The organism is Pseudomonas sp. ATCC 43928, from assembly GCF_005938665.2.
Taxonomy (GTDB): Bacteria; Pseudomonadota; Gammaproteobacteria; order Pseudomonadales; family Pseudomonadaceae; genus Aquipseudomonas.
Genome location: NZ_CP041753.1, coordinates 2,976,285 through 2,996,380, shown reverse-complemented (window position 1 = coordinate 2,996,380; position 20,096 = coordinate 2,976,285). Strand labels below are relative to the sequence as shown.

Annotated in this window: 16 protein-coding genes; 7 read left to right on the top strand and 9 right to left on the bottom strand. The window is 61.6% G+C overall.

All coding sequences use genetic code 11. The annotated features are described in order from the left end of the window. Positions 1 to 19 precede the first annotated feature (19 nt). Positions 20 to 1,183, top strand: coding sequence for an MFS transporter (locus FFH90_RS13875; protein WP_138867375.1), 1,164 nt, complete (start codon positions 20 to 22; stop codon positions 1,181 to 1,183). Positions 1,184 to 1,218: 35 nt separating this feature from the next. Next, positions 1,219 to 2,325: a class II histone deacetylase gene (locus FFH90_RS13870; protein ID WP_018927900.1), complete on the top strand. Its 1,107-nt coding sequence runs from the start codon at positions 1,219 to 1,221 to the stop codon at positions 2,323 to 2,325. 108 nt (positions 2,326 to 2,433) lie between these two features. Here the strand turns inward: FFH90_RS13870 and FFH90_RS13865 are convergent, their stop codons facing one another. Beyond that, complete coding sequence (locus FFH90_RS13865) at positions 2,434 to 3,390, bottom strand: p-hydroxyphenylacetate 3-hydroxylase reductase component (RefSeq protein WP_018927899.1); 957 nt, start codon at positions 3,388 to 3,390, stop codon at positions 2,434 to 2,436. Between the two features lie 68 nt (positions 3,391 to 3,458). After that, complete coding sequence (locus FFH90_RS13860) at positions 3,459 to 4,628, bottom strand: p-hydroxyphenylacetate 3-hydroxylase oxygenase component (RefSeq protein WP_138867374.1); 1,170 nt, start codon at positions 4,626 to 4,628, stop codon at positions 3,459 to 3,461. Positions 4,629 to 4,902: 274 nt separating this feature from the next. Here FFH90_RS13860 and FFH90_RS13855 point away from each other — a divergent pair, with 274 nt between their 5' ends. From FFH90_RS13855 to FFH90_RS13845, 3 genes are all read left to right on the top strand, one after another. Then, on the top strand, positions 4,903 to 6,390 hold the full coding sequence (locus FFH90_RS13855; RefSeq protein ID WP_018927897.1) for an aldehyde dehydrogenase family protein: 1,488 nt from the start codon (positions 4,903 to 4,905) through the stop codon (positions 6,388 to 6,390). Between the two features lie 128 nt (positions 6,391 to 6,518). Further along, a complete protein-coding gene (locus FFH90_RS13850; protein WP_138867373.1) occupies positions 6,519 to 7,565 on the top strand; it encodes an aromatic ring-hydroxylating dioxygenase subunit alpha in 1,047 nt (348 codons plus the stop codon). Then, the gene (locus FFH90_RS13845) at positions 7,562 to 8,512 is read left to right on the top strand and encodes a PDR/VanB family oxidoreductase (RefSeq protein WP_138867372.1); all 951 of its coding nucleotides are present in this window, start codon (positions 7,562 to 7,564) and stop codon (positions 8,510 to 8,512) included. The genes FFH90_RS13850 and FFH90_RS13845 overlap by 4 nt, the downstream gene beginning before the upstream one ends. A gap of 10 nt (positions 8,513 to 8,522) precedes the next feature. Here FFH90_RS13845 and FFH90_RS13840 read toward each other — a convergent pair whose 3' ends face one another. The 5 genes from FFH90_RS13840 to FFH90_RS13820 form a co-directional block, all read right to left on the bottom strand. After that, complete coding sequence (locus tag FFH90_RS13840) at positions 8,523 to 9,236, bottom strand: GntR family transcriptional regulator (RefSeq protein WP_018927894.1); 714 nt, start codon at positions 9,234 to 9,236, stop codon at positions 8,523 to 8,525. A 77-nt stretch (positions 9,237 to 9,313) separates the two neighbouring features. Continuing rightward, positions 9,314 to 10,555, bottom strand: coding sequence for a thiolase family protein (locus tag FFH90_RS13835; protein ID WP_138867371.1), 1,242 nt, complete (start codon positions 10,553 to 10,555; stop codon positions 9,314 to 9,316). Continuing rightward, positions 10,552 to 12,435 (bottom strand): feruloyl-CoA synthase, encoded by a 1,884-nt coding sequence (locus tag FFH90_RS13830; RefSeq protein ID WP_138867370.1) that lies wholly within the window; start codon positions 12,433 to 12,435, stop codon positions 10,552 to 10,554. The genes FFH90_RS13835 and FFH90_RS13830 overlap by 4 nt, the downstream gene beginning before the upstream one ends. A gap of 143 nt (positions 12,436 to 12,578) precedes the next feature. After that, on the bottom strand, positions 12,579 to 14,027 hold the full coding sequence (locus tag FFH90_RS13825) for an aldehyde dehydrogenase (protein WP_138867369.1): 1,449 nt from the start codon (positions 14,025 to 14,027) through the stop codon (positions 12,579 to 12,581). A gap of 127 nt (positions 14,028 to 14,154) precedes the next feature. Further along, positions 14,155 to 14,985, bottom strand: a complete 831-nt coding sequence (locus tag FFH90_RS13820) for a p-hydroxycinnamoyl CoA hydratase/lyase (protein ID WP_007895816.1) — start codon at positions 14,983 to 14,985, stop codon at positions 14,155 to 14,157. A gap of 212 nt (positions 14,986 to 15,197) precedes the next feature. Here FFH90_RS13820 and FFH90_RS13815 point away from each other — a divergent pair, with 212 nt between their 5' ends. Continuing rightward, positions 15,198 to 15,686, top strand: coding sequence for a MarR family winged helix-turn-helix transcriptional regulator (locus tag FFH90_RS13815; protein WP_018927890.1), 489 nt, complete (start codon positions 15,198 to 15,200; stop codon positions 15,684 to 15,686). A gap of 6 nt (positions 15,687 to 15,692) precedes the next feature. Here FFH90_RS13815 and FFH90_RS13810 read toward each other — a convergent pair whose 3' ends face one another. Beyond that, positions 15,693 to 17,003, bottom strand: coding sequence for an OprD family porin (locus FFH90_RS13810; protein WP_019649001.1), 1,311 nt, complete (start codon positions 17,001 to 17,003; stop codon positions 15,693 to 15,695). 332 nt (positions 17,004 to 17,335) lie between these two features. Here FFH90_RS13810 and mhpT point away from each other — a divergent pair, with 332 nt between their 5' ends. Further along, positions 17,336 to 18,562 (top strand): 3-(3-hydroxy-phenyl)propionate transporter MhpT, encoded by a 1,227-nt coding sequence (gene mhpT / locus FFH90_RS13805; RefSeq protein WP_138867368.1) that lies wholly within the window; start codon positions 17,336 to 17,338, stop codon positions 18,560 to 18,562. 58 nt (positions 18,563 to 18,620) lie between these two features. Here the strand turns inward: mhpT and FFH90_RS13800 are convergent, their stop codons facing one another. Continuing rightward, the gene (locus tag FFH90_RS13800; RefSeq protein WP_138867367.1) at positions 18,621 to 20,081 is read right to left on the bottom strand and encodes an amidase; all 1,461 of its coding nucleotides are present in this window, start codon (positions 20,079 to 20,081) and stop codon (positions 18,621 to 18,623) included. Between the last annotated feature and the right edge of the window lie 15 nt (positions 20,082 to 20,096).

Sequence of the window (20,096 nt, the reverse complement as noted above, 5' to 3'; positions counted from 1 at the left end):
CATTCATCGGAGCTTGAACATGAACACCCAGACCAAACCGCTGACCAATCACCGCTCGCTCGCATCATCCCAACTGGCATTGCTGGCAGCCATTGTGTTGTTCGCCGCCATCACCCCGACCATCCTCATGACCGCACCGGCTGTGGCGGCGCAACTGGCAACTCAATGGCAGCTGAGCCCGTCACAGATAGGCAATCTGTTCTCCACCGAACTCGGTGCCATGAGCCTGGCCACCCTGCCCGCTCTCTGGTGGCTCAAACGTATCGACTGGCGCCGCGCCGCATTGCTGGCCGGGATACTGTTCATTGCAGCCAACCTGCTCTCGATGCTTGCCCACAATTATTCGCTACTCCTGGCATTGCGCTTTTGCAGCGCCCTGGCCGGCGGTTCACTGATGATCATCTGTCTGTCCAGCGCCGCCTCGACGTCCAACCCCGATCGCGTCTATGGCTTATGGGTGATGGGGCAACTGGTGGTCGGGGCGATTGGCTTGAGCATCCTGCCACGCCTGTTCGAACACTACGGGCTGTCAGCCTGCTACTTGATCCTTGCAGGGCTGATGACGGTCTTTTTGCCAATGGCCCGTTACTTTCCCCAAGGCAGCCCGCCGACTGAGAAAACCGCCGAGCGAGTAGCCCTCGCCTCGAAGTGGAAGGCGGCACTAGGCATTCTTGCCATCCTGAGTTTTTACATCAGCCTGAGCGGCGTCTGGACCTTTATCGGTTCCATCAGCACCCACGCCGGCCTCTCTGCCGAGTCCAGCGGCGAGATTCTTGCCGTTGCTACGGTGACAGGCATTGTCGGTGCGGGTTGTGCCTCGCTGATCGGCAATCGTCTGCCACGCCTGCTGTTGTTGCTGCTGGGTTACGGGCTGATGGCAGGCTCGGTGCTGCTGTTGCTGGGCCAACCTGAAATGCTGCGCTTTGCTATGGCTGCGCTGCTTTTCAAGTTCACCTGGACCTTCATTCTGCCGTTGATTCTGGCCTGCCTGGCCGACCTCGACCGTTCCGGAAAACTGATGAATGCCTCCAACCTTGTGATCGGTGGTGGCCTCGCCATCGGCCCGACAGTGGCTGGCCGGCTGATCGAAGCCAGCGGCGGTTTCCAATCGCTGCTTATCGGAGGGGCCTGCATCACTTTGCTGTCCCTGGTGTTGATTCTGAGCTGCCGCCCTAGCGCGTGAGTGGTCCTTTTACCCTAAAGAAAATGGAAAGAACGATGAGCCGAAAAAGTGCGTTTTTCTTCGACGAACTCAGCCTCTGGCACAGCGCCGGACTGCACGCCTTGACCTTGCCGGTGGGAGGTTGGGTGCAACCGCCTGCCGCTGCCGGCCACGCCGAATCGCCGGAAACCAAGCGCCGTCTGAAGAGCCTGCTGGACGTTTCCGGCCTGACCCGACACTTACAGGTACGAAGCGCCAATGCGGCAGCAGATGAGGATCTGCTACGGGTTCATACGCCTGACTACCTGCAACGCTTCAAGGCCATGAGTGATGCCGGCGGCGGCGAATTGGGGCCGAATGCTCCCATTGGGCCCGGCAGTTATGAAATAGCCAGGCTGTCCGCCGGACTGGCCATGGCAGCGGTCGATGCCGTACTATCCGGCGAGGTCGACAATGCCTACTCTCTGTCACGCCCACCGGGTCACCACTGCCTGGCCGACAGCGCCATGGGTTTCTGCTTCCTGGCCAATATCGCCATCGCCATTGAAGCCGCAAAAGCACACCGTGGCCTGGGCAAAGTCGCGGTGATCGACTGGGATGTGCACCACGGCAACGGTACTCAATCAATCTTTGAGGAACGCGGTGATGTGCTGACCATTTCGCTGCATCAAGACAGCTGTTTCCCCGCCGGTTACAGCGGTGAAGCCGATCGCGGCCGCGGCGCGGGATTGGGAGCGAATATCAATATTCCGTTGCCCCCAGGCTGCGGTCATGAGGCTTATCTCTATGCGATGGAGCGTATCGTGATTCCGGCGCTGGAGCGCTTCGAGCCCGAGTTGATCATCGTTGCCTGCGGTTACGACGCCAACGCCGTCGATCCCCTCGCCCGGATGCTGTTACACAGCGACTCGTACCGGCAGATGACTCGCTGCGTGCGCGAAGCCGCCGAACGGTTGTGTCAAGGCCGTCTCGTTCTGGTGCATGAAGGCGGGTACTCCGAAGCGTATGTGCCGTTTTGCGGGTTAGCGACCATTGAGGAATTGGCTGGCATCAGGACTGAAGTCACCGACCCCATGTTGGAGTTTGTGCAGCTGCAGCAACCGAAGGAAGCGTTTGCGGCATTTCAACGGCACTTGATCGATGAGTTGGCCGTAGCACGCTGAGCCTTGGCGCTGACAATGTTGCAGCGCAGTTCAACGGCCCGAGCGTGACGCAAAAAAAAATCCGATGCCATTACCGGCATCGGATTTTTCTACCCCAAGATCAAACGGTCAGCAGTTGCTGATCAGTCGTTTCAACACGGTTTTGAACGTTTCTATCTGCGTCTCGCTGAATTCGGCAAAGACTTTCTCTTGTTGCGCCTGAGCGATCGCCCAAAGGTCTTCGGTCTGCTCGATACCGGCAGCCGTCAGACGTACACCGTTGTCATCGTCGTTCACCAACCCCTTGCGTTTGAGGTTGGCGACGGCCTCATCGATTTCCCGAACAGGCATCGCCACCTCACGCAACAGATCGTTGGGGTTCAGCCTTGCGTCACTTTCCAGCACCATCAGCATGCGCGCCTCGCTGGTGCGCAGGCCGGTGGACAGTTGCCGTGGCTGGTAGCTGGACTGGTAGGCCCGCACCGCCTGGGTCATCAGGTAATACAGATTATGGCTGAGGCGCCCCTGAAAATGGCTGCTCGGTGGCTGGCTTTCATCGCGTTTAGTCATGCGGGTATGGGGCAAGACCATGGAATAGGCGCCCTGGTGATAGAGCAACGGCGAGCGACCGAAATCATCGAACGCCACCACCTTGCCGATCATGATCCAGTGATCGCCGCCATCCACCTGCTGGTACTTCTCGCAGTGAAAACGCGCCGAGCAATCGGCGAACACCGGTGCCCCGCCCTCGCCCGGTTCGAACTCGATCTCGGCGAAACGATCTTCCTTGGGCCGGGCGAAATTATTGGAAAGGTCAATCTGGTCCGCCGCCAACACGTTGACCGCGAAATGGCTGGCCTGCTCGAACACCTCGTGGCTGTTGGAGCGCTTGTCGATGCTCCACAGCACCAGCGGCGGATCGAGGGATACCGAGTTGAAGCTGTTGGCGGTCACCCCGACTTTGCGCCCGGATGCGCTGGCGGCAGTCACCACCGTCACGCCGGTGGCGAAATTGCCCAGCGCCCGGCGAAAGGCTCGTGGGTCGAAGGTCGTTTCAGTAGCTGCACAAACGCTGTTATCAGACATGCAAGACTCCCGGACTGCTTTCAGGAGCAGTCCTGATTGTTGTTATGGGGACGCGGTGACGATCTGGCTCAGATCATGCTCGGGTCGGGCTCCAGTCCCATCAGCTCGCGGCCGAGGATCTGCGCGCAGACGTCGTAGTCGGTGTAGGCATGGGCCCCGGTCATGTGCGAGTCGCGGAACAGGCGTTGCATCTCGTTATGCTCGAACCAGGCATTGCCGCCGGCGGCCTCGAACAACCGGTCCACTGCCTGAATGCACATCTTGGTGGCGTAGGCCTGGTTGGTGCGCCAGAACGCCAGGGTTTCGCGGCTTGGGTATTCATGTCGTTCGCTGTGCTCGGCATGCTCCTGCCAGGTCTTTTCGAGAAAGGCCCGGGCCGCTGCTACCTGATGGGTCGACTCGGCCAGGCGCATCAACGCCGGGGTCGTGGCACCGACCGCCGCACCGGTGTAGGCACGCACGCGGGTTTTGGTTTTTTCACGGAACACCTCCAGCATGCGCTCGGCGACACCCAGGCTCACCGTGGAGAAACCGCTGGCAAAGTAAGGACGGTATGGCGAGTAGAAGATCTTGCTGTCCGGGTACAGACCGAAACCCGCGGACTTGCCTTCCATCATGTCTTTGGCTTTCTGGATGCGATGTTCCGGTACCAGCACATTGTCGATGATCAAAGTCTTGGTGCCACTGCCTTTCATGCCAGCGGCGAACCAGTCGTCACGGATCTGGTAGTCGCTGCGCGGCAGCACCGCGAAGCAGTAGTCCTGGGTACCCTCGGCATTCTTGCGACGGAAACCGACAATCGCCCACTCGGCATGGTCGCAGCCGCTGCTCCAGCCCATTTCACCGCTGAACAGCACACCGCCTTCGGTCTCTTCGGTACGGCCGAAAGGCGCGATGCTGCTGCTGGCGGTGGCATCCGGGTTGGTGCCCCAGACTTCCTGCTGCAATTTGGCCGGGAACATCGCCAGTTGATGGCTGTGAGTACACAGCAGACTCATGGCCCATGCCGTGCTGGCACAAGCGCCGGCGAGCAAGGCAATGCAGTCGGCAAATTGCGGCAGCGATATTTCCATCCCGCCGAACTGCTTCGGCTGAAAGGCACGGTGCATGCCGATGCTTTTGAGCAGCGCAATGTTCTCGTCGGGGACCTTGCGGTCCTGCTCGGCCTCAAAGGCATTGGCAGCGATGGTCGGCAGAATGGATTTGAGGTCTTCGAGGAGCGGGTTTGGCTTTTTCATGGACGGCCCTGCTTATTATTGGATGTCCGGCCGGCGCCCCGAATCGAGGCACGGCAGCGGATACAGGGCCAGTATGGAACCCGCCATCGCGGTAGAAAATGCACCTTCCAGAGCCAAGATTGTACTTTTCAAAGGCAACGATCCAATCATTCTGCCCACACTTGAAGCCGTTCTGGCACCCACGGGCATGTAGCACGGCAGGCACAGTCAAGCCACGCATGCCCCCACGGATTAACCTCGGGTTTTTCTCTTGTTCGCGATCAGGAAAACCCCCATGAGCGATATTGCGCTGCTGCCTCAAGTTGAAGCCTTCCTCCGTCGAAGCCATGCATTGTTTATCGACGGCGGCTACGTCCAGAGCCGTTCCAGCCAGACACTGGAAGTGATCAACCCTGCCACTGGCAAGGTCATTGCCCAGGTCGCCAATGCCGATCCAGCCGATATCGACGCGGCGGTGGAATCGGCCAAACGTGGCTTCAAACAATGGTCCCAGGCCACACCGGCGACGCGGGGCAATGTGCTGCTGAAACTGGCGGACTTGCTGGAGCGCAACCGCGAAGAACTGGCACAGATCGAAACCTGCCAATCGGGCAAGATCATCCAGATTTCCAGGGCTTTCGAAGTCGATCAGGCCGCTCACTTTCTGCGTTACTACGCTGGCTGGGCGACCAAGATCAGCGGCCAGACCATCACCCCGTCATTGCCCTCCTTCGCCGGCGAACGCTATACCGCCTACACCTTGCGCCAACCCGTCGGGGTGGTGGTCGGCATCGTGCCGTGGAACTTCTCCACCATGATCGCTATCTGGAAACTCGCCTCGGCGCTGGTGACCGGTTGCAGCATCATCATCAAACCCAGTGAGTTCACCCCGCTGACCATCCTGCGGATCGCCGAACTGGCCATTGAAGCCGGTCTCCCGGCCGGCGCACTGAACGTACTGACAGGGGGCGGGCTGGTTGGCAAAGGGCTGATCGAACACCCGGGCACCGACAAGGTGTCGTTCACCGGCTCGGTGCCGACCGGCATTGCCGTCGGTCAGAGCGCCATGGGTGCCGGCCTGACCCGCGCCACCCTGGAACTGGGCGGCAAAAACTCGGCGGGGTTCCTGCGCGACGTCGATCTGGATAAAGCGGTCAACGGCATCATCGAAGCCGGCTTCCTGCATTCCGGGCAAATCTGTGCCGCTGCCGAACGGTTCTTCGCCCATCGCTCACAGATCGAGCCAATCATGGACAAACTGGCCCAACGTTTGAGCACGCTGAACATCGGCTCGCCCCTGGACGAGCGCACCGAATTCGGCCCGGTGACCAACCGCCAGCATCAACTCAAGCTCGGCGCGTTTTTCGACAAGGCCCGTGCTGAAAACAACACCATCATCTGCGGTGGCAACCTGATCGACCGCCCCGGCTGTTATGTCGAACCGACGGTGATCCTCGCCAACACCGTCAACGACTCCCTGCTCAACGAAGAAACCTTCGGCCCGGTCGCCACCTTCTACCCCTACGACACCGAAGACGAGCTGCTCGAACTGATGAACAACACACCGTACGGCCTGAGCGCGAGCCTGTGGACCAACGATTTGTCCAAAGCCATGCGCATGATCCCGAGCATCGAAGCCGGCACCGTCTGGGTGAACATGCACACCCTCCTCGACCCGGCAGTACCGTTCGGCGGCATCAAGTCTTCAGGCATCGGCCGTGAATTCGGCGGCGCGTTTATCGACGACTACACGGAGCTGAAATCCGTGATGATCCGCTATTGATTCGGAGGATTCCAAAGTCACCAGTGGATCCACCAAATCGTTAATAAACAGAATCAGTTTGACAAAACCTCAATAAATCACCATTAATGGATCCACTAAATAACAACAAACAACCTTGGAGAATCTCCATGTACCCCAAGAACACCTGGTACGTCGCCTGCACGCCCGATGAAATCGCTGGCAAGCCATTGGGCCGTCAGATCTGCGGTGAAAAGATGGTTTTTTACCGCGGCCACGAGGGTAAGGTGGCGGCTGTCGAGGACTTCTGCCCTCATCGCGGCGCGCCGCTGTCCTTGGGTTATGTGGAAAACGGCAATCTGGTGTGCGGCTATCACGGCCTGGTGATGGGGTGCGACGGCAGGACTGTGGAAATGCCCGGGCAGCGGGTTCGCGGCTTCCCGTGCAACAAGACCTTTGCCGTGGTCGAGCGCTACGGCTTTATTTGGGTCTGGCCCGGCGATCAGGCGTTGGCCGACCCGGCGCTGATCCATCACCTGGAATGGGCCGTCAGTGACGAGTGGGCCTATGGCGGCGGCCTGTTCCACATCCAGTGCGACTACCGCCTGATGATCGACAACCTGATGGACCTGACTCATGAAACCTACGTTCATGCGTCCAGCATCGGCCAAAAGGAAATCGACGAAGCGCCGCCGGTCACAACGGTCGAAGGCGATGAGGTGGTCACCGCCCGCCACATGGACAACATCATGGCCCCGCCCTTCTGGCGCATGGCCCTGCGCGGCAACAACCTGGCCGACGATGTGCCGGTGGACCGCTGGCAGATCTGCCGCTTCACCCCGCCCAGCCATGTGCTGATCGAAGTCGGCGTGGCCCATGCCGGCCATGGTGGTTATCAGGCTCCCCAGCAGTTCAAGGCGTCGAGCATCGTCGTCGACTTCATCACGCCGGAAACCGAGACCTCGATCTGGTACTTCTGGGGCATGGCGCGCAACTTCAATCCGCAGGATGAAGCCTTGACCGCGAGCATTCGCGAGGGACAGGGCAAGATTTTCAGCGAGGACCTGGAGATGCTCGAACGCCAGCAACAGAACCTGCTCAGCCATCCCGCGCGCAATTTGCTCAAGCTCAACATCGACGCTGGCGGCGTGCAGTCGCGTCGGGTTCTGGAGCGCCTGATCGCCAGGGAGCAAGCCCCGCAGGAGTCAATGGCATGATCGAAGTGCTGGTGGTATCGCGCAACAACGAAGCCCACGACATCTGCAGCTATGAACTGGCCAGTGTCGATGACCGACCGCTGCCGGCCTTCAGCGCCGGTGCGCATATCGATGTGCACCTGCCCGGCGGCTTGATCCGGCAATACTCCCTGTGCAACCACCCCGAAGAACGCCATCGCTACCTGATCGGCGTGCTCAAGGACCCGACCTCCCGCGGTGGTTCACTGGCCATGCACGAGCAGATCCACCCCGGCACCCGCCTGCCGATCAGTGAACCGCGCAACCTGTTCCCGTTGGTCCATGAGGCCAGGCGCAGCCTGCTGTTCGCTGGTGGTATCGGGATCACGCCGATCCTGTGCATGGCCGAACGCCTGGCACACAGTGGCGCGGATTTCGAGCTGCATTACTGTGCCCGATCACGGGACCGTGCAGCCTTTGTCGAACGCCTGCAGCACTCGCCTTTTGCCGACCGGGTGTTCCTGCATTTCGATCAGGAACCCGACACCGCGCTGGACGCGGCCAAGGTTCTGGCCACGCCGCTGAACGACGTTCATTTATATGTGTGTGGCCCCGGCGGCTTCATGCAGCACGTGTTGGACACGGCCAGGAAGCAGGGCTGGCAGGAACAATACCTGCACCGCGAGTACTTCGCCGCCGCGCCCGTCGACACTGGCGCCGATGGCAGTTTCTCGATCAAGCTCGCCAGTAGCGGTCAGGTCTTCGAGGTGCCGGCCGACAAGAGCGTGGTGCAGGTGTTGCAAAACCAAGGCATCGAGATCGCCATTTCCTGTGAACAAGGCATTTGTGGCACTTGCCTGACTCGGGTTCTGGAGGGGGTGCCGGAGCATCGCGACCTGTTCCTCACCGAGGATGAACAGGCCTGCAACGACCAGTTCACCCCTTGCTGCTCGCGCTCGAAAACGCCGCTGCTGGTACTGGATATCTGATAAACCGCGCTTATTCCGAGCGGAGAATGACCTTCATCCGCTCCTCGGCCGTCGCTGAGCCGAAGACCTCGGCGTAGCGCAACGTGGCGTTGGCGTGTTCGCGCATGATCGCTTCGGCACGCGCGCCCTGGCGGTTGACCAAGGCATCGAACACCGAATGGTGTTGCATGTGGGCATAGTTGAAGCGTCGGTATTCCCGGACCATGTCGTTGCGGTCCACGGCCAGGGCGGTCACCGAAGCGAAGGGCAAATGATCGTTGCGCGCCAGGGCATCGGCGATCGCCGGGTTGTGGCTTCCCTCGACGATCACCTGGTGAAAACGCATGTTGAGGTCGTGATAGACCTCCAGGTCTTCTATGGTCACGTACCCTTTATCGAACAGCTGATCACCCTGCATCAGGCACTGTTCGAGGGTCGCCCGGGCTTCGTCTGAGAGCCCGCGCTCGGCGGTCTGACGCGCCGCCAGGCCTTCGAGTACGCCCCGTACTTCGACCGCACCGGCAATGTCATCGGGGCTGACCGAACGCACCTGAAACCCGCGCCCGCCAAAACGCACCAGCAAGCCTTCCTGCTCCAGCGTGCGGAACGCCATGCGCACCGGCATCCGCGAAACACCGAACAGCTGCGCCGTGGGGATTTCCATCAACCGCTCGCCCGCCGCCAGCTCGCCCGAGGCGATCATCTTGCGCAATGCGACCAACACCGTTTGACCGGGCTTACTCATCCAGGCAACTTCCAGAAAGGTGGGCCTGCATAGTAACGCAAGAGAGAGACGCCAGGTTTGAGCAGAGGTCGCGGTGTTCAGCCTTGATAGGCCGGGTTCTCGATCAGCAGCGCCATACCCTGCCCGCCGCCAACACACGCGGCGGCAATGCCATAACGCAGATTGCCCTCGCGCAGTTGCCTGGCCAGGGTCAGCACCAGACGCAACCCGCTGGCGGCCAAGGGATGCCCCAGGGCGATGGAGCCGCCCCGCCGGTTGAGGCGGTCGCCGTCCAGTTCAAGCACCTGCGCCACGGCCAGCACCTGTGCCGCCTGGGCCTCGTTGATTTCCAGCAAGCCGATGTCGTCAATAGCCAGGCCGCTGCGTTGCAGCAGCAACTGGATCGCCGGCGCCGGGCCGATGCCCATGAACTCCGGTGCCACGCCCACCACGGCACTGGCCAGCAAATGGGCCAACACCGGACGCCGCGCCGCAGAAGCTCGCCCCACCAGCGCGGCCGCCGCACCATCGACCACCGCGCAACTGTTGCCGGCCGTTTGCACACCGCCGGCATGCACCGACCGCAACCGGCCCAAAGCGCTCAGGTCGGTAGGTCGCGGGTGGCTATCGTGCGTTACGCGGTCCACGCCCCGTGGCAACTGAATATTGCGTGGCTGATAGCCGGCCAACTCAAAACGCTCATTACCGATCGCTACCAGTTCCGGTTCGAACCAGCCGTCGGCTTGCGCCTGCAATGCCAGTTGATGACTGCACAGAGCGTATCGATCCACTTCGTCGCGGCTCAGGCCATGCCGCCGGGCCAGGTTGTCGGCGGTGGTGATCATGTCTACGCCCGGGGCCGGGTCGTAGAGGGCTTCCCAGAGAAAGTCCTTGAACGCCACCTCGGCGCCGAGCCGGAAACCGCTGCGGTGGGTGTAAGCGGCAATCGGGTTGCGTGACATCGATTCGGCTGCCACACACAGGGCCAGCTGCACGCCGTCATCCAGCTGCCTGGCGGCCTGCCGCAAGAGTTCGAAACCGGTGGCGCAGATGCGCTGCACCCCCAGCGCCGGAGTCTCTTGCGGCACACCACTGTAAAGGCCGATATGTCGAGGCAGCAGGTAAGCATCGAAACTGGCCTGAGCCACGGAGCCGGCGAGCACGCTGTCCACCGAGGAGGGATCGAGAGCGGCGCGGGCCAATACCTCGCGCCCGACCTTGATCCCCAGATCGATCGGCGAGACCTGAGCCAAGGCCCCGCCAAGGTCGACCCAAGGCGTGCGCAGGGCTTCGAAAATCGCCACATCGCTAAAGCTCGAATACTGCCCCGCACCGTTCACGGCAGAGGTCCGGCGCGCAGGATGGAAGGCTCTTCACCGCGATACAGCGCCTCGACCTTGTCGGCACGCCACTGCAACACCGCACGCTGATTGATCGAGCCCTTGTCGGTGATTTCACCACGGTCGATGGAAGCTGGTTCGTCGAGCAACGCGATCCATTCCAGGCGGCTGGCATTACCGGTGGCGTCGCGGTTGAGCCGTTGCAGCCAATCGCTGAACCACTGACGCACCGGCGCGCTGGCCAGAACCTCGGCATCGCTGGCGTGGGCACTCAAACCCGCCAGACGTCGGCATTCATACAACCGGGGAAAGACCAGCGCCCCCAGGCACTCGCGGTCCGGCGCGGCCACCACCAGGTCCTGAACATAGGGCGAACCTTCAAGCACCGCGCGATTGCGCAACGGGCCGACGCTGACAAACACGCCGGAGCTCAGCTTGAAGTCCTCGGCGATGCGTCCGTCGAACATCAGCCCGAGTTGCGGATCACGGGGGTCAGCCAGCTTTAACGCATCGCCAGAACAATAGAAACCCTGCTCGTCGAACACCTCGGCGGTCTGCTGCGGCGCGCGCCAGTAACCGGGCATGATGTGCGGCCCGCGAAAGCGCCCTTCCAGCTTGCCGTCCACCGGCACCAACCGCACTTCGCAACCGGGTGCCGGCAGGCCAATGTAGCCGGCCATGGACAGCGGCCCGGTGGTGAACGTGCAGGACGGCGACGCCTCGGTCATGCCAAGCCCGGCCATCATGCGAATACGTTCGCCACAATGCTGTTCGGCGACCCGGTCCAGGCGATCCCAAACCCGTTGCGACAAACCGGCGGCAGCGAAAAAGAACAGCTTCATGCGCGAGAAGAAACGCTCGCGCAACTCGCCATCCTGCTCCAGAGCGTTGACCAGCTCTTCCCAGCCCTTGGGCACGGTCAGGTAGGCGGTGGGCGATATTTCCTTGAGGTTGCGCAGTGTTTCAGCAAAACCCTGAACGGTCGGCTTGCCGTCGTCCAGGTAAAAAGTGCCGCCGTTGTACAGCACGATGCCGACGTTGTGGCTGCCACCGAAGGTGTGATTCCACGGCAGCCAGTCCACCAGCACCGGAGGTTCTTCGCCGAACACCGGGAAGGTTTGCAACAGCATCTGCTGGTTGGCGCAGAGCATGCGCTGGGTGGTGACCACCGCCTTGGGCAGTTTGGTGGAGCCTGAGGTAAACAGGAATTTGGCGATGCTGTTTGGCCCGGTAGCCGTGAAGGCGCAATCGGCCTCGGCACCGCCGGGCCGTTCCAGCAGGCTGGCAAAACTCGCCTGACGGCGGCCCGGTACTTGGCCATGCACGGTAACCAGCGGCGTATCGGCCGGCAGCACCGCCTCAATCGCCCGCTGATAGGTCGCGGCGTCGCTGACGAACACCAGCCCCGGTTGCAGCAGGTCGCAGACATGCCGCAGCTTGGCGAAATCCTGGGACAACAACGAATAGGCCGGGGAAATCGGACTATAGGGAATGCCGGCGTACATCGCGCCCAGGGCCATCTGCAAATGCTCGATGTCATTACCCGAGAGGATCGCCAGCGGTCGCTCGGCCGACAGACCATAAGTCAGCAGGCTCTGGGCAATGGCGCGGACGCTGGTCAGCATCTCGGCGTAACTCACCCGGCGCCAGTCGCCGCCGTCCTGGCGAGCGGCGACAAAGGTCTGTTGCGGGCGCACCCGGGCCCAATGCACCAGGCGATCGAGCAAGCGTACGGGCAACTCGGCCAAGGGTTCCAGGGAGCGCATATGCAATATGCCCTGCTCTTCGCTGACTTCGACCGCAGGACAGCCAATGGATACCTGGCGATAGCGCGGTGCACTGGCTTCGGCCTGGGGTGGCGATCTGAATTCGGAACTCACGTGCTTGTTCTCCATCAAGGCACGCCACCGGTCCGCTGCGAAGCAGTCAACTGGGGCATGGCAGCCTTGTTATTGTTATTTCTGGCCTGCACGCGGGCGACGAGCGCTCTCAAGCGTACGTCGCCCGACGCTGCGACAGCTGCTCAGATCGGGTAGTGCCGCGGGCCGTTCTGCAAGGTCACCCAGCGCAATTGGGTGAAGTGCTCGATGGACGCCTTGCCGCCAAAACTGCCATAGCCGCTGGACTTGACCCCGCCGAAAGGCATCTGTGCCTCGTCGTGCACGGTCGGGCCGTTGATGTGGCAGATGCCCGACTCGACCCGCTGGGCCAAGGCCAGAGCACGGCCGGTGTCACGACTGAAGATCGCCGCCGACAAGCCGAACTCGGAATCATTGGCCAGACGCAGCAGCTCTTCATCGCCCTCACCGCGCAGCACCACCGCCACCGGGCCAAAGGATTCTTCGCGGTACAGGCGCATGGCATCGGTGACGCTATCGAGCAAAGTCGGCTGCAGAATACTGCCCTCCAACCGGCCACCTGCGACCAGGGTTGCGCCCTTGTCGAGAGCATCGTCGATCATCAGTTTGATCCGTTCGCCGGCGTTGCTGTCCACCAGGGAACCAAGCACCGAACCTTCCGCATTGGGGTTGCCGGCGGGCAAGGTGGCGATCTTCGCCGCCAGTTTGGTGACAAAGGCATCGGCCACCTTGGCATCGACGATCAGGCGCTCGGTGGACATGCAGATCTGCCCCTGATTGAAAAAGGCACCGAAGGCCGCTGCCTCCACCGCCGCATCCAGGTCGGCATCTTCCAGCACCAGGAACGGCGCCTTGCCACCCAGTTCCAGCAACGCCGGCTTGAGATGACGCGCCGACAGCTCACCAACGATGCGCCCGACATGGGTCGAGCCGGTGAAGTTGACCCGACGCACCGCCGGGTTGGCGATCAACCGTTCGACAATCGCCGCGGCATCCTGGGGCGCGTTGCTGATGACGTTGACCACGCCGTCACCGAGGCCGGCGTCTTGCAACACTTGGCCAATCAGCCGGTGCACCGCCGGGCTCAACTCCGACGCTTTGAGCACCACAGTATTGCCGCAGGCCAGCGGCATGGCGATGGCGCGGGTGGCGAGGATGACTGGGGCGTTCCACGGCGCGATGCCGAGCACCACGCCACACGGTTGACGCAGGGCCATGGCGAAGCTGCCGGGCACATCCGAAGGAATGACTTCGCCGGTGATCTGGGTGGTCATCGATGCCGCTTCACGCAGCATGTTCGACGCCAGATGCACATTGAAGCCGTACCAGTTGGCCATGGCGCCGGTCTCGCCAGCGGCGGCGATGAATTCCGCGCTGCGGGCCTGCAACTGCTCGGCGGCGCGCAACAACCGGGTGCGTCGTTCATTGGGGGCCAGGGGCGCCCAGGTGGGGAATGCCGCTTTGGCCGCAGCCACGGCGGCGTCGGCATCTTCCAGGGTGGCGGCGGCAACCCGCGACACGATTTCGCCGGTCACCGGATTACGCCGTTCGAAGGTTCGACCGTCTCGGGCGGGGCACGACTGGCCGCCGATCAGCAGGGGCACGTCCAGCATGGTGATTCCTCTTTATTGTCTTTATCGGGAATACAGTCGAGGGGTTCACAGTAGCGCCTGGGCGCCGGGGCGAACAGCTGGCGGACGCTCGATCGCCCGGCCAGCTCGCCTGATGCAACGCCAGGCTTCAGCGTTTGTAAGCCTGCAAACCGGGCTTGATGCTCTTGTCGTCGAGGAACTGCTTCATGCCCTGCTCGCGGCCACCTTCGGTGTCCAACAGGCGCGACTGATCGAGCTTGGCGTACAGGTAATCTTCGTTCTGCTCCCAGGTCAGTTCGCGGCAACGCTTGAAGCCATGCTTGGCTGCGCGCAGCACCACCGGGTTTTTCTCCAGCAGGTTACGCGCCAGTTCGATCGTCACCTCACGCAGTTGCGCCAGCGGCACGCTCTCGTTGACCAGGCCCATCTCGGCGGCTTTCTGCCCGCCGAAGGTCTTGCCGGTCATGATGTAGTACAGCGACTGGCGATGGCCCACGGTGTCGGCCATGGCCTTGCTCACCAGGTTGCCCGGCGGAATGCCCCAGTTGATTTCCGACAGGCCGAAAGTCGCTTCATCGGCGCAGATCGCCAAATCGCAGGCCACCAGCGGGCTGAAACCGCCACCGAAGCACCAGCCGTTGACCATGGCGATGGTCGGCTTGGCGTACATACGCAGCAGTTTCCATTGCCATTGAGAGGCTTCGCGGCGGATTTTTTCCTGAAGGATTTCCGGGCCGGCGTCCACTTCGCGGAAGTATTCCTTGAGGTCCATGCCTGCAGTCCAGGCTTCGCCCGCCCCCGTCAGCACCAGGACACCGGCGTCCGGATCCTGCTCCAGGGTTTCCAGAACGTCGATCATCTCGCGGTTCAGGGTCGGGCTCATGGCGTTGCGTTTTTCCGGACGGTTGAGGATGACCCAAGCGATGCCTTCCTCGATTTCCACTTTGACCGTTGTCCAGCGACCTTCGTAATTGCTCATGGCGATGCTCTCTTGTTCTTGGCTTGACGATGGGTAAAAACTAAACCGCAAATATAGTTATGTCAATTAACTATTAATAAAATTAACCGAGTTGTTTTCGTGCCTGAAACGGGCGCAGCGCCTAGAAATCTGAAAGAGGTCGTGGCTATCCCCGGCCAATCTCGGCAAACTAGATAGCCTTCTTAACCGCCAGCCCGAGGATTCACCCTGCAATGGCCAAGTCTTCCAAGATTGCCGCCGCCCCCGAGGCGCCTGCCGACAGCCCCGAAACCCAGGCGTCGCTGGACGCAGCCCTCGACGACCTGATCGGTTACGCCATGCGCCGGGCGCAACTGAAACTGTTCCAGAACCTGATTGGCCGGCTCTCGGCCCACGACTTGCGCCCGGCGCAGTTCTCGGCCCTGGCGATCATCGACCAGAACCCCGGGCTGATGCAGGCCGACCTGGCCAAGGCACTGGCCATCGAGCCACCGCAAGTGGTGCCGCTGCTGAACAAACTGGAAAGCCGGGCGCTGGCGGTGCGAGTGCGCTGCAAACCGGACAAACGCTCCTACGGGATTTTTCTCAGCAAGACCGGCGAAACCCTGCTCAAGGAGCTGAAACTGATCGCTGCCGAGAGCGACATGGATGCCACGTCCGCCCTCGACAGTCAGGAACGCGAAGAACTGCTCAGGTTGCTGAAGAAGGTCTATCAGGCCTGAAACGACTTACCAGATCGGCACGGTGTAGAGCACCAGAAAGCGGGTCTGGTTTTCATCGCGAAACGCCGCGCCGGTGGGGAAGTCATTGCGATAGATCGACTTGCGCGCCATCAGCCCGACGTTCTTCAGCGGGCCACTCTGGATCACATACCCCAGCTCCATCTGGAACTCCCGCTCCTTGCGGTCGTCGGCGTTCAGCGCCGCCAGTTCGATATGGTCACCGCGCACATAACGCAGCCGGCTCTTCAGGCCGGGCACCCCGGCGGCGGCGAAGTCATAGTCGTAGATCGCCTGCCAGGTTCGCTCCTTGGCATTGAGAAAGTCTGAGCTCATGGTCAGCTCACTCATGCCCATCAACTCGGTGCCCGACACGTAAGGCGTCGCGGTGTCACCACTGGAGTGCATATAACCCAGGCTCAGGCGATGGCCGCCAAAGCGATAACCGAACAACGCCGAGAGGTTGCGGTTGTCCACCTTGCCGGCCTTGGCGCTGCCGTCCTCGTCGCTGAAAAAACTGCGCAAGTCAGTGGTCAACGTGCCCTCGCCTACCTGCAGCGTGTGCAGCAAGGCCAGGGTGTTCTGCTGATACAGATCCGCCACTTCGGCGTGATAGGCACGCAGGCTCAGATCCTTGTTCACCTGGTAATCGCCACCGACATAGGCCATGTGCGATGAGGTGGCCGCGCCGTTGAAACGCCGGTTCGGCGAGGCGATGCTCATCGGCTGGTAGTTGGTGGAATCGCGCTTGTTGATGCGATCGATGTAGCCAGTGTTGAAGGTCAGCCCGTCGATGTCCTTTGAACTGAGGGTGGTGCCACGAAACGTCTGTGGCAGCAGCCGTGACGGACTGGCGAAAGCGAACGGCAGGAAGATCGACACATCGCCGGTCTTCACCGTGGTCTGGGCAAAACGCATCTTGGCGGTCATGGCCAGGCGCGAATACTCGTCCGCCGCACGCTTGTCGCTGGCGGACACCGGCAACAACTCGGTGCCACTGCGGTCCGGCGACGAGTCCAACTTGACGCCCATCAGGCCGCGAGCGTCCAGGCCAAAACCAACAGTCCCCGGAGTAAAGCCCGACTCCATATTCATGATAAAACCCTGGGCCCATTCCCGGGCCGCGGTCTTCGCCCCGTCGTCCTTGTAGTCCCGATCCAGGTAGTAATTGCGCAGGGTCAAGGTGCCGTGACTGTCATCGATAAAGCCTTCGGCCAGCGCCGGAGTGGCAATCACACTCAAACCCAACAGGGCCAGATGACGTGCGCGAACAGGTAAGGTTGAGATCGCCACGAGGGCGTCCCGAGGGAGATTTGGCATGTTCGATGTCCACTTATTGTTGTTGTTTTTTTGAACGGGATCGTCGGGTTGCCCCAAGGATCTCCGGTCAGAGAATGGAAACGCCTGAGGGTGGCGTCAATCCACAATGACCGATAATCGAACATTAATATTATTATCTATTTTTTAAATACATCTTCAACCTTATGTCATCACATTGATTTAAATGAAATTAATGGCATTTTTCAGTAAAAAACCTTGGTCATTCATTTTTTAGTTATCTTTGTTAATCTTAATTTCAGCCTGCTATCGCCTACAGCAATCAGGCTCGCGTTCCCCCGTAAGCCCCAACAAAAACAATAATGAGGTTCGCCATGGACACCCCATCACGTCGCACGACGCTGACCATCGCCCTGTGTTTTATCGTTGCACTGATCGAAGGCTTCGACCTGCAAGCCGCTGGCACTGCCGCCGCAGGCCTGCGCCAGACCTTTGCCCTGGACCCGAAAATGATGGGTTGGGTATTCAGCGCCGGCATCATCGGTTTACTGCCGGGTGCCTTCTTCGGCGGCTGGATCGCCGATCGCATCGGCCGCAAGAAAATCCTCATCGGCGCCGTGCTGCTGTTCGGCGTGTTCTCCCTCAACACGGCCTATGTCAGCAGTTTTTCCGGCCTGCTGCTGGCGCGCTTCATGACGGGCCTGGGCCTGGGTGCCGCCCTGCCCAACCTGATCGCGCTGTGTGCCGAAGCCGTGGGTGAGCAACGTCGCGGCACCGCGATCAGCATCATGTATGCCGGCGTGCCGTTGGGCGGCGCGCTGGCGGCGGTGGTCGCCATGTTGTTTGCCGAGCATTGGCAGATGACCTTCATCATCGGTGGTCTCGTGCCCTTGCTGGTGGTGCCGTTGATGGTCCTGCTGCTGCCTGAGTCCAGCGCCTTTCGCCAGCAACAAGACAGCGTCAACGTGGCGCGCGCGTCAACCGGCCAGGCGCTGTTCGGCGAAGACCGGACCCGCGTCACCCTGGCGTTGTGGCTGAGCTACTTCTTCACCCTGACAGTGATGTACATGCTGCTCAACTGGCTGCCATCGCTGTTGCTGGAACAGGGTTTCAGCAAACCCCAGGCAGGCCTGGTGCAGATGCTGTTCAACATCGGCGGCGCCCTCGGTTCCCTGCTCGGCGGACTGCTGCTGGATCGCTGCAACGGCATCAAAGTGGTGCTGTTTGTCTACGCCGGGTTGCTGGCGGCGCTGGCTGGAGTCGGCCTGTCGGTGGGCATCGTCCCCATGGCCATCGCCGGTTTTTCTGCCGGGTTGTTTGTGATGGCCGCGCAGCTGGTGCTTTACGCCCTGGCACCGCCGTCGTACCCGACCTCGGTGCGCGCCACCGGCGTCGGCGCTGCGGTGGCGATCGGTCGCCTCGGATCAGTGGCCGGGCCCTTGGCCGCCGGGCAGATTCTGGCGGCCGGGGCTGGCACCACCGGAGTTTTGCTGGCGACCTCGCCCGGGCTGCTGATTGCAGCACTGGCGATCATCAGCGTGATTGCCCGCTCGGCCGAGCCGCCGTTGCGTACGGCGAACCCGATTGCGGATAAAACCTGACCGGGGCGCCCTCCTTGTAGCAGCTGCCGAGCCTGCGTGGCTGCTGCTACAGATCGTGTTACGGCGTGGTGCGCAGGCACGCATTCACCGGCGGTACGCGCTGCCGCCAGGGCTGAGCCTGCTCCAGTTGTGCGGCCAGGCTCAGCAAGGTCGCCTCTTCGCCGAAGCGGCCTGCGAAGTGCGCGCCCATGGGCAAGCCTTGCGGGCTCCAGTGAAGCGGTACCGACATTGCCGGTTGCCCACTGGCATTGAACAACGCGGTAAACGGCGAGTAACTGTGGAAGCGCTCGATCAATTCATCGAGACTCAAGCGGTCGTCCCGCAGGTCCAGCTCGCCGATCGGTACCGGTTCACGGGTCAGGGTCGGGCTGAGGATCAGGTCGTAATCCTGCATGAACAGCGCCAGTTGCCGGCCCAGGGCATGAATCCACTCCACCGCTGCCGCGTATTGCGCGCCACTGACCCCGCCCTTGTCGCGCAGAATGATCCGCGTACGGGCTTCCAGCTCCTCGGGCTGTACAGGCGCGCCACGCAATTGGCCCAACAGGTCGACGTAGTTTCGCGTGCTGGCACCGATGATAGTGAACACCTGGTCAAGAAACTCAGGCAGCACCACCGGTAACCGGGCGGGTTCTACCCGATGCCCCAGCGACTCACACAGGCTCGCAGCCTGACGCACCGCCTCCAGGCTTTGTGTGGAAGTCGGCCAAGACCCGATCTGCTCCACCAGGGCGATACGCATTGGCCGCGGAGTCTGTTGTACAGCAGTCACATACGGTTGCGCCGACAGCGGCGCAGCATAGGGCGCACCCAAATCGATTCCCGCCGTGGCGTCGAGCAAAGCCGCGCTGTCACGTACCGATAAGGTGATGCAGTGGTTGGTGCCCATGCCCGCCCAGCCCTCGCCTATCATTGGCCCGGAGGGCAGCAAACCACGGCTGGGTTTGAGGCCGAAGACTCCGCAGCAGGACGCCGGCACCCGCAGCGAACCGCCGCCGTCATTGCCGTGGGCAAAAGGTACTACCCGCGCCGCCACCAGGGCCGCCGCCCCGCCGCTGGAGCCGCCGGCGCTGTGCTCGGTGTTCCACGGATTGCGGGTGGCGCCGAAACGTGTCGACTCGGTGGAATAGGATGTGCCGAACTCTGGTGCCGTGCTGGTGCCGACGATCAGGCAACCGGCGCGGCGCAGGCGGATCACCACCTCGGATTCGAAATCGGCGCGGGCCCCGCCCAGCGCCAGCGAACCATTGGTCATTGCGGCACCCTGCACCGGCGCGAACAGGTCCTTGATCAAGGTCGGCACACCGGCAAACAGTCCGTCCCGAACCTGAGGTTCGAGCGCTGCCTCGCGGGCCTTGTCGTAGAGCCGCTCGGCCACTGCGTTGAGTTGCGGTTCAACCCGCTCCAGTCGCTCGATCACTGCGTCGACCAGCTCCACGGGCTGCACTTCACCACGCCTGACCCAAGCGGCCAGGCCGGTGGCGTCTTCCTTGTCCAACAACTGATGGATGTCTTGCATGTTTGATACTCCGGA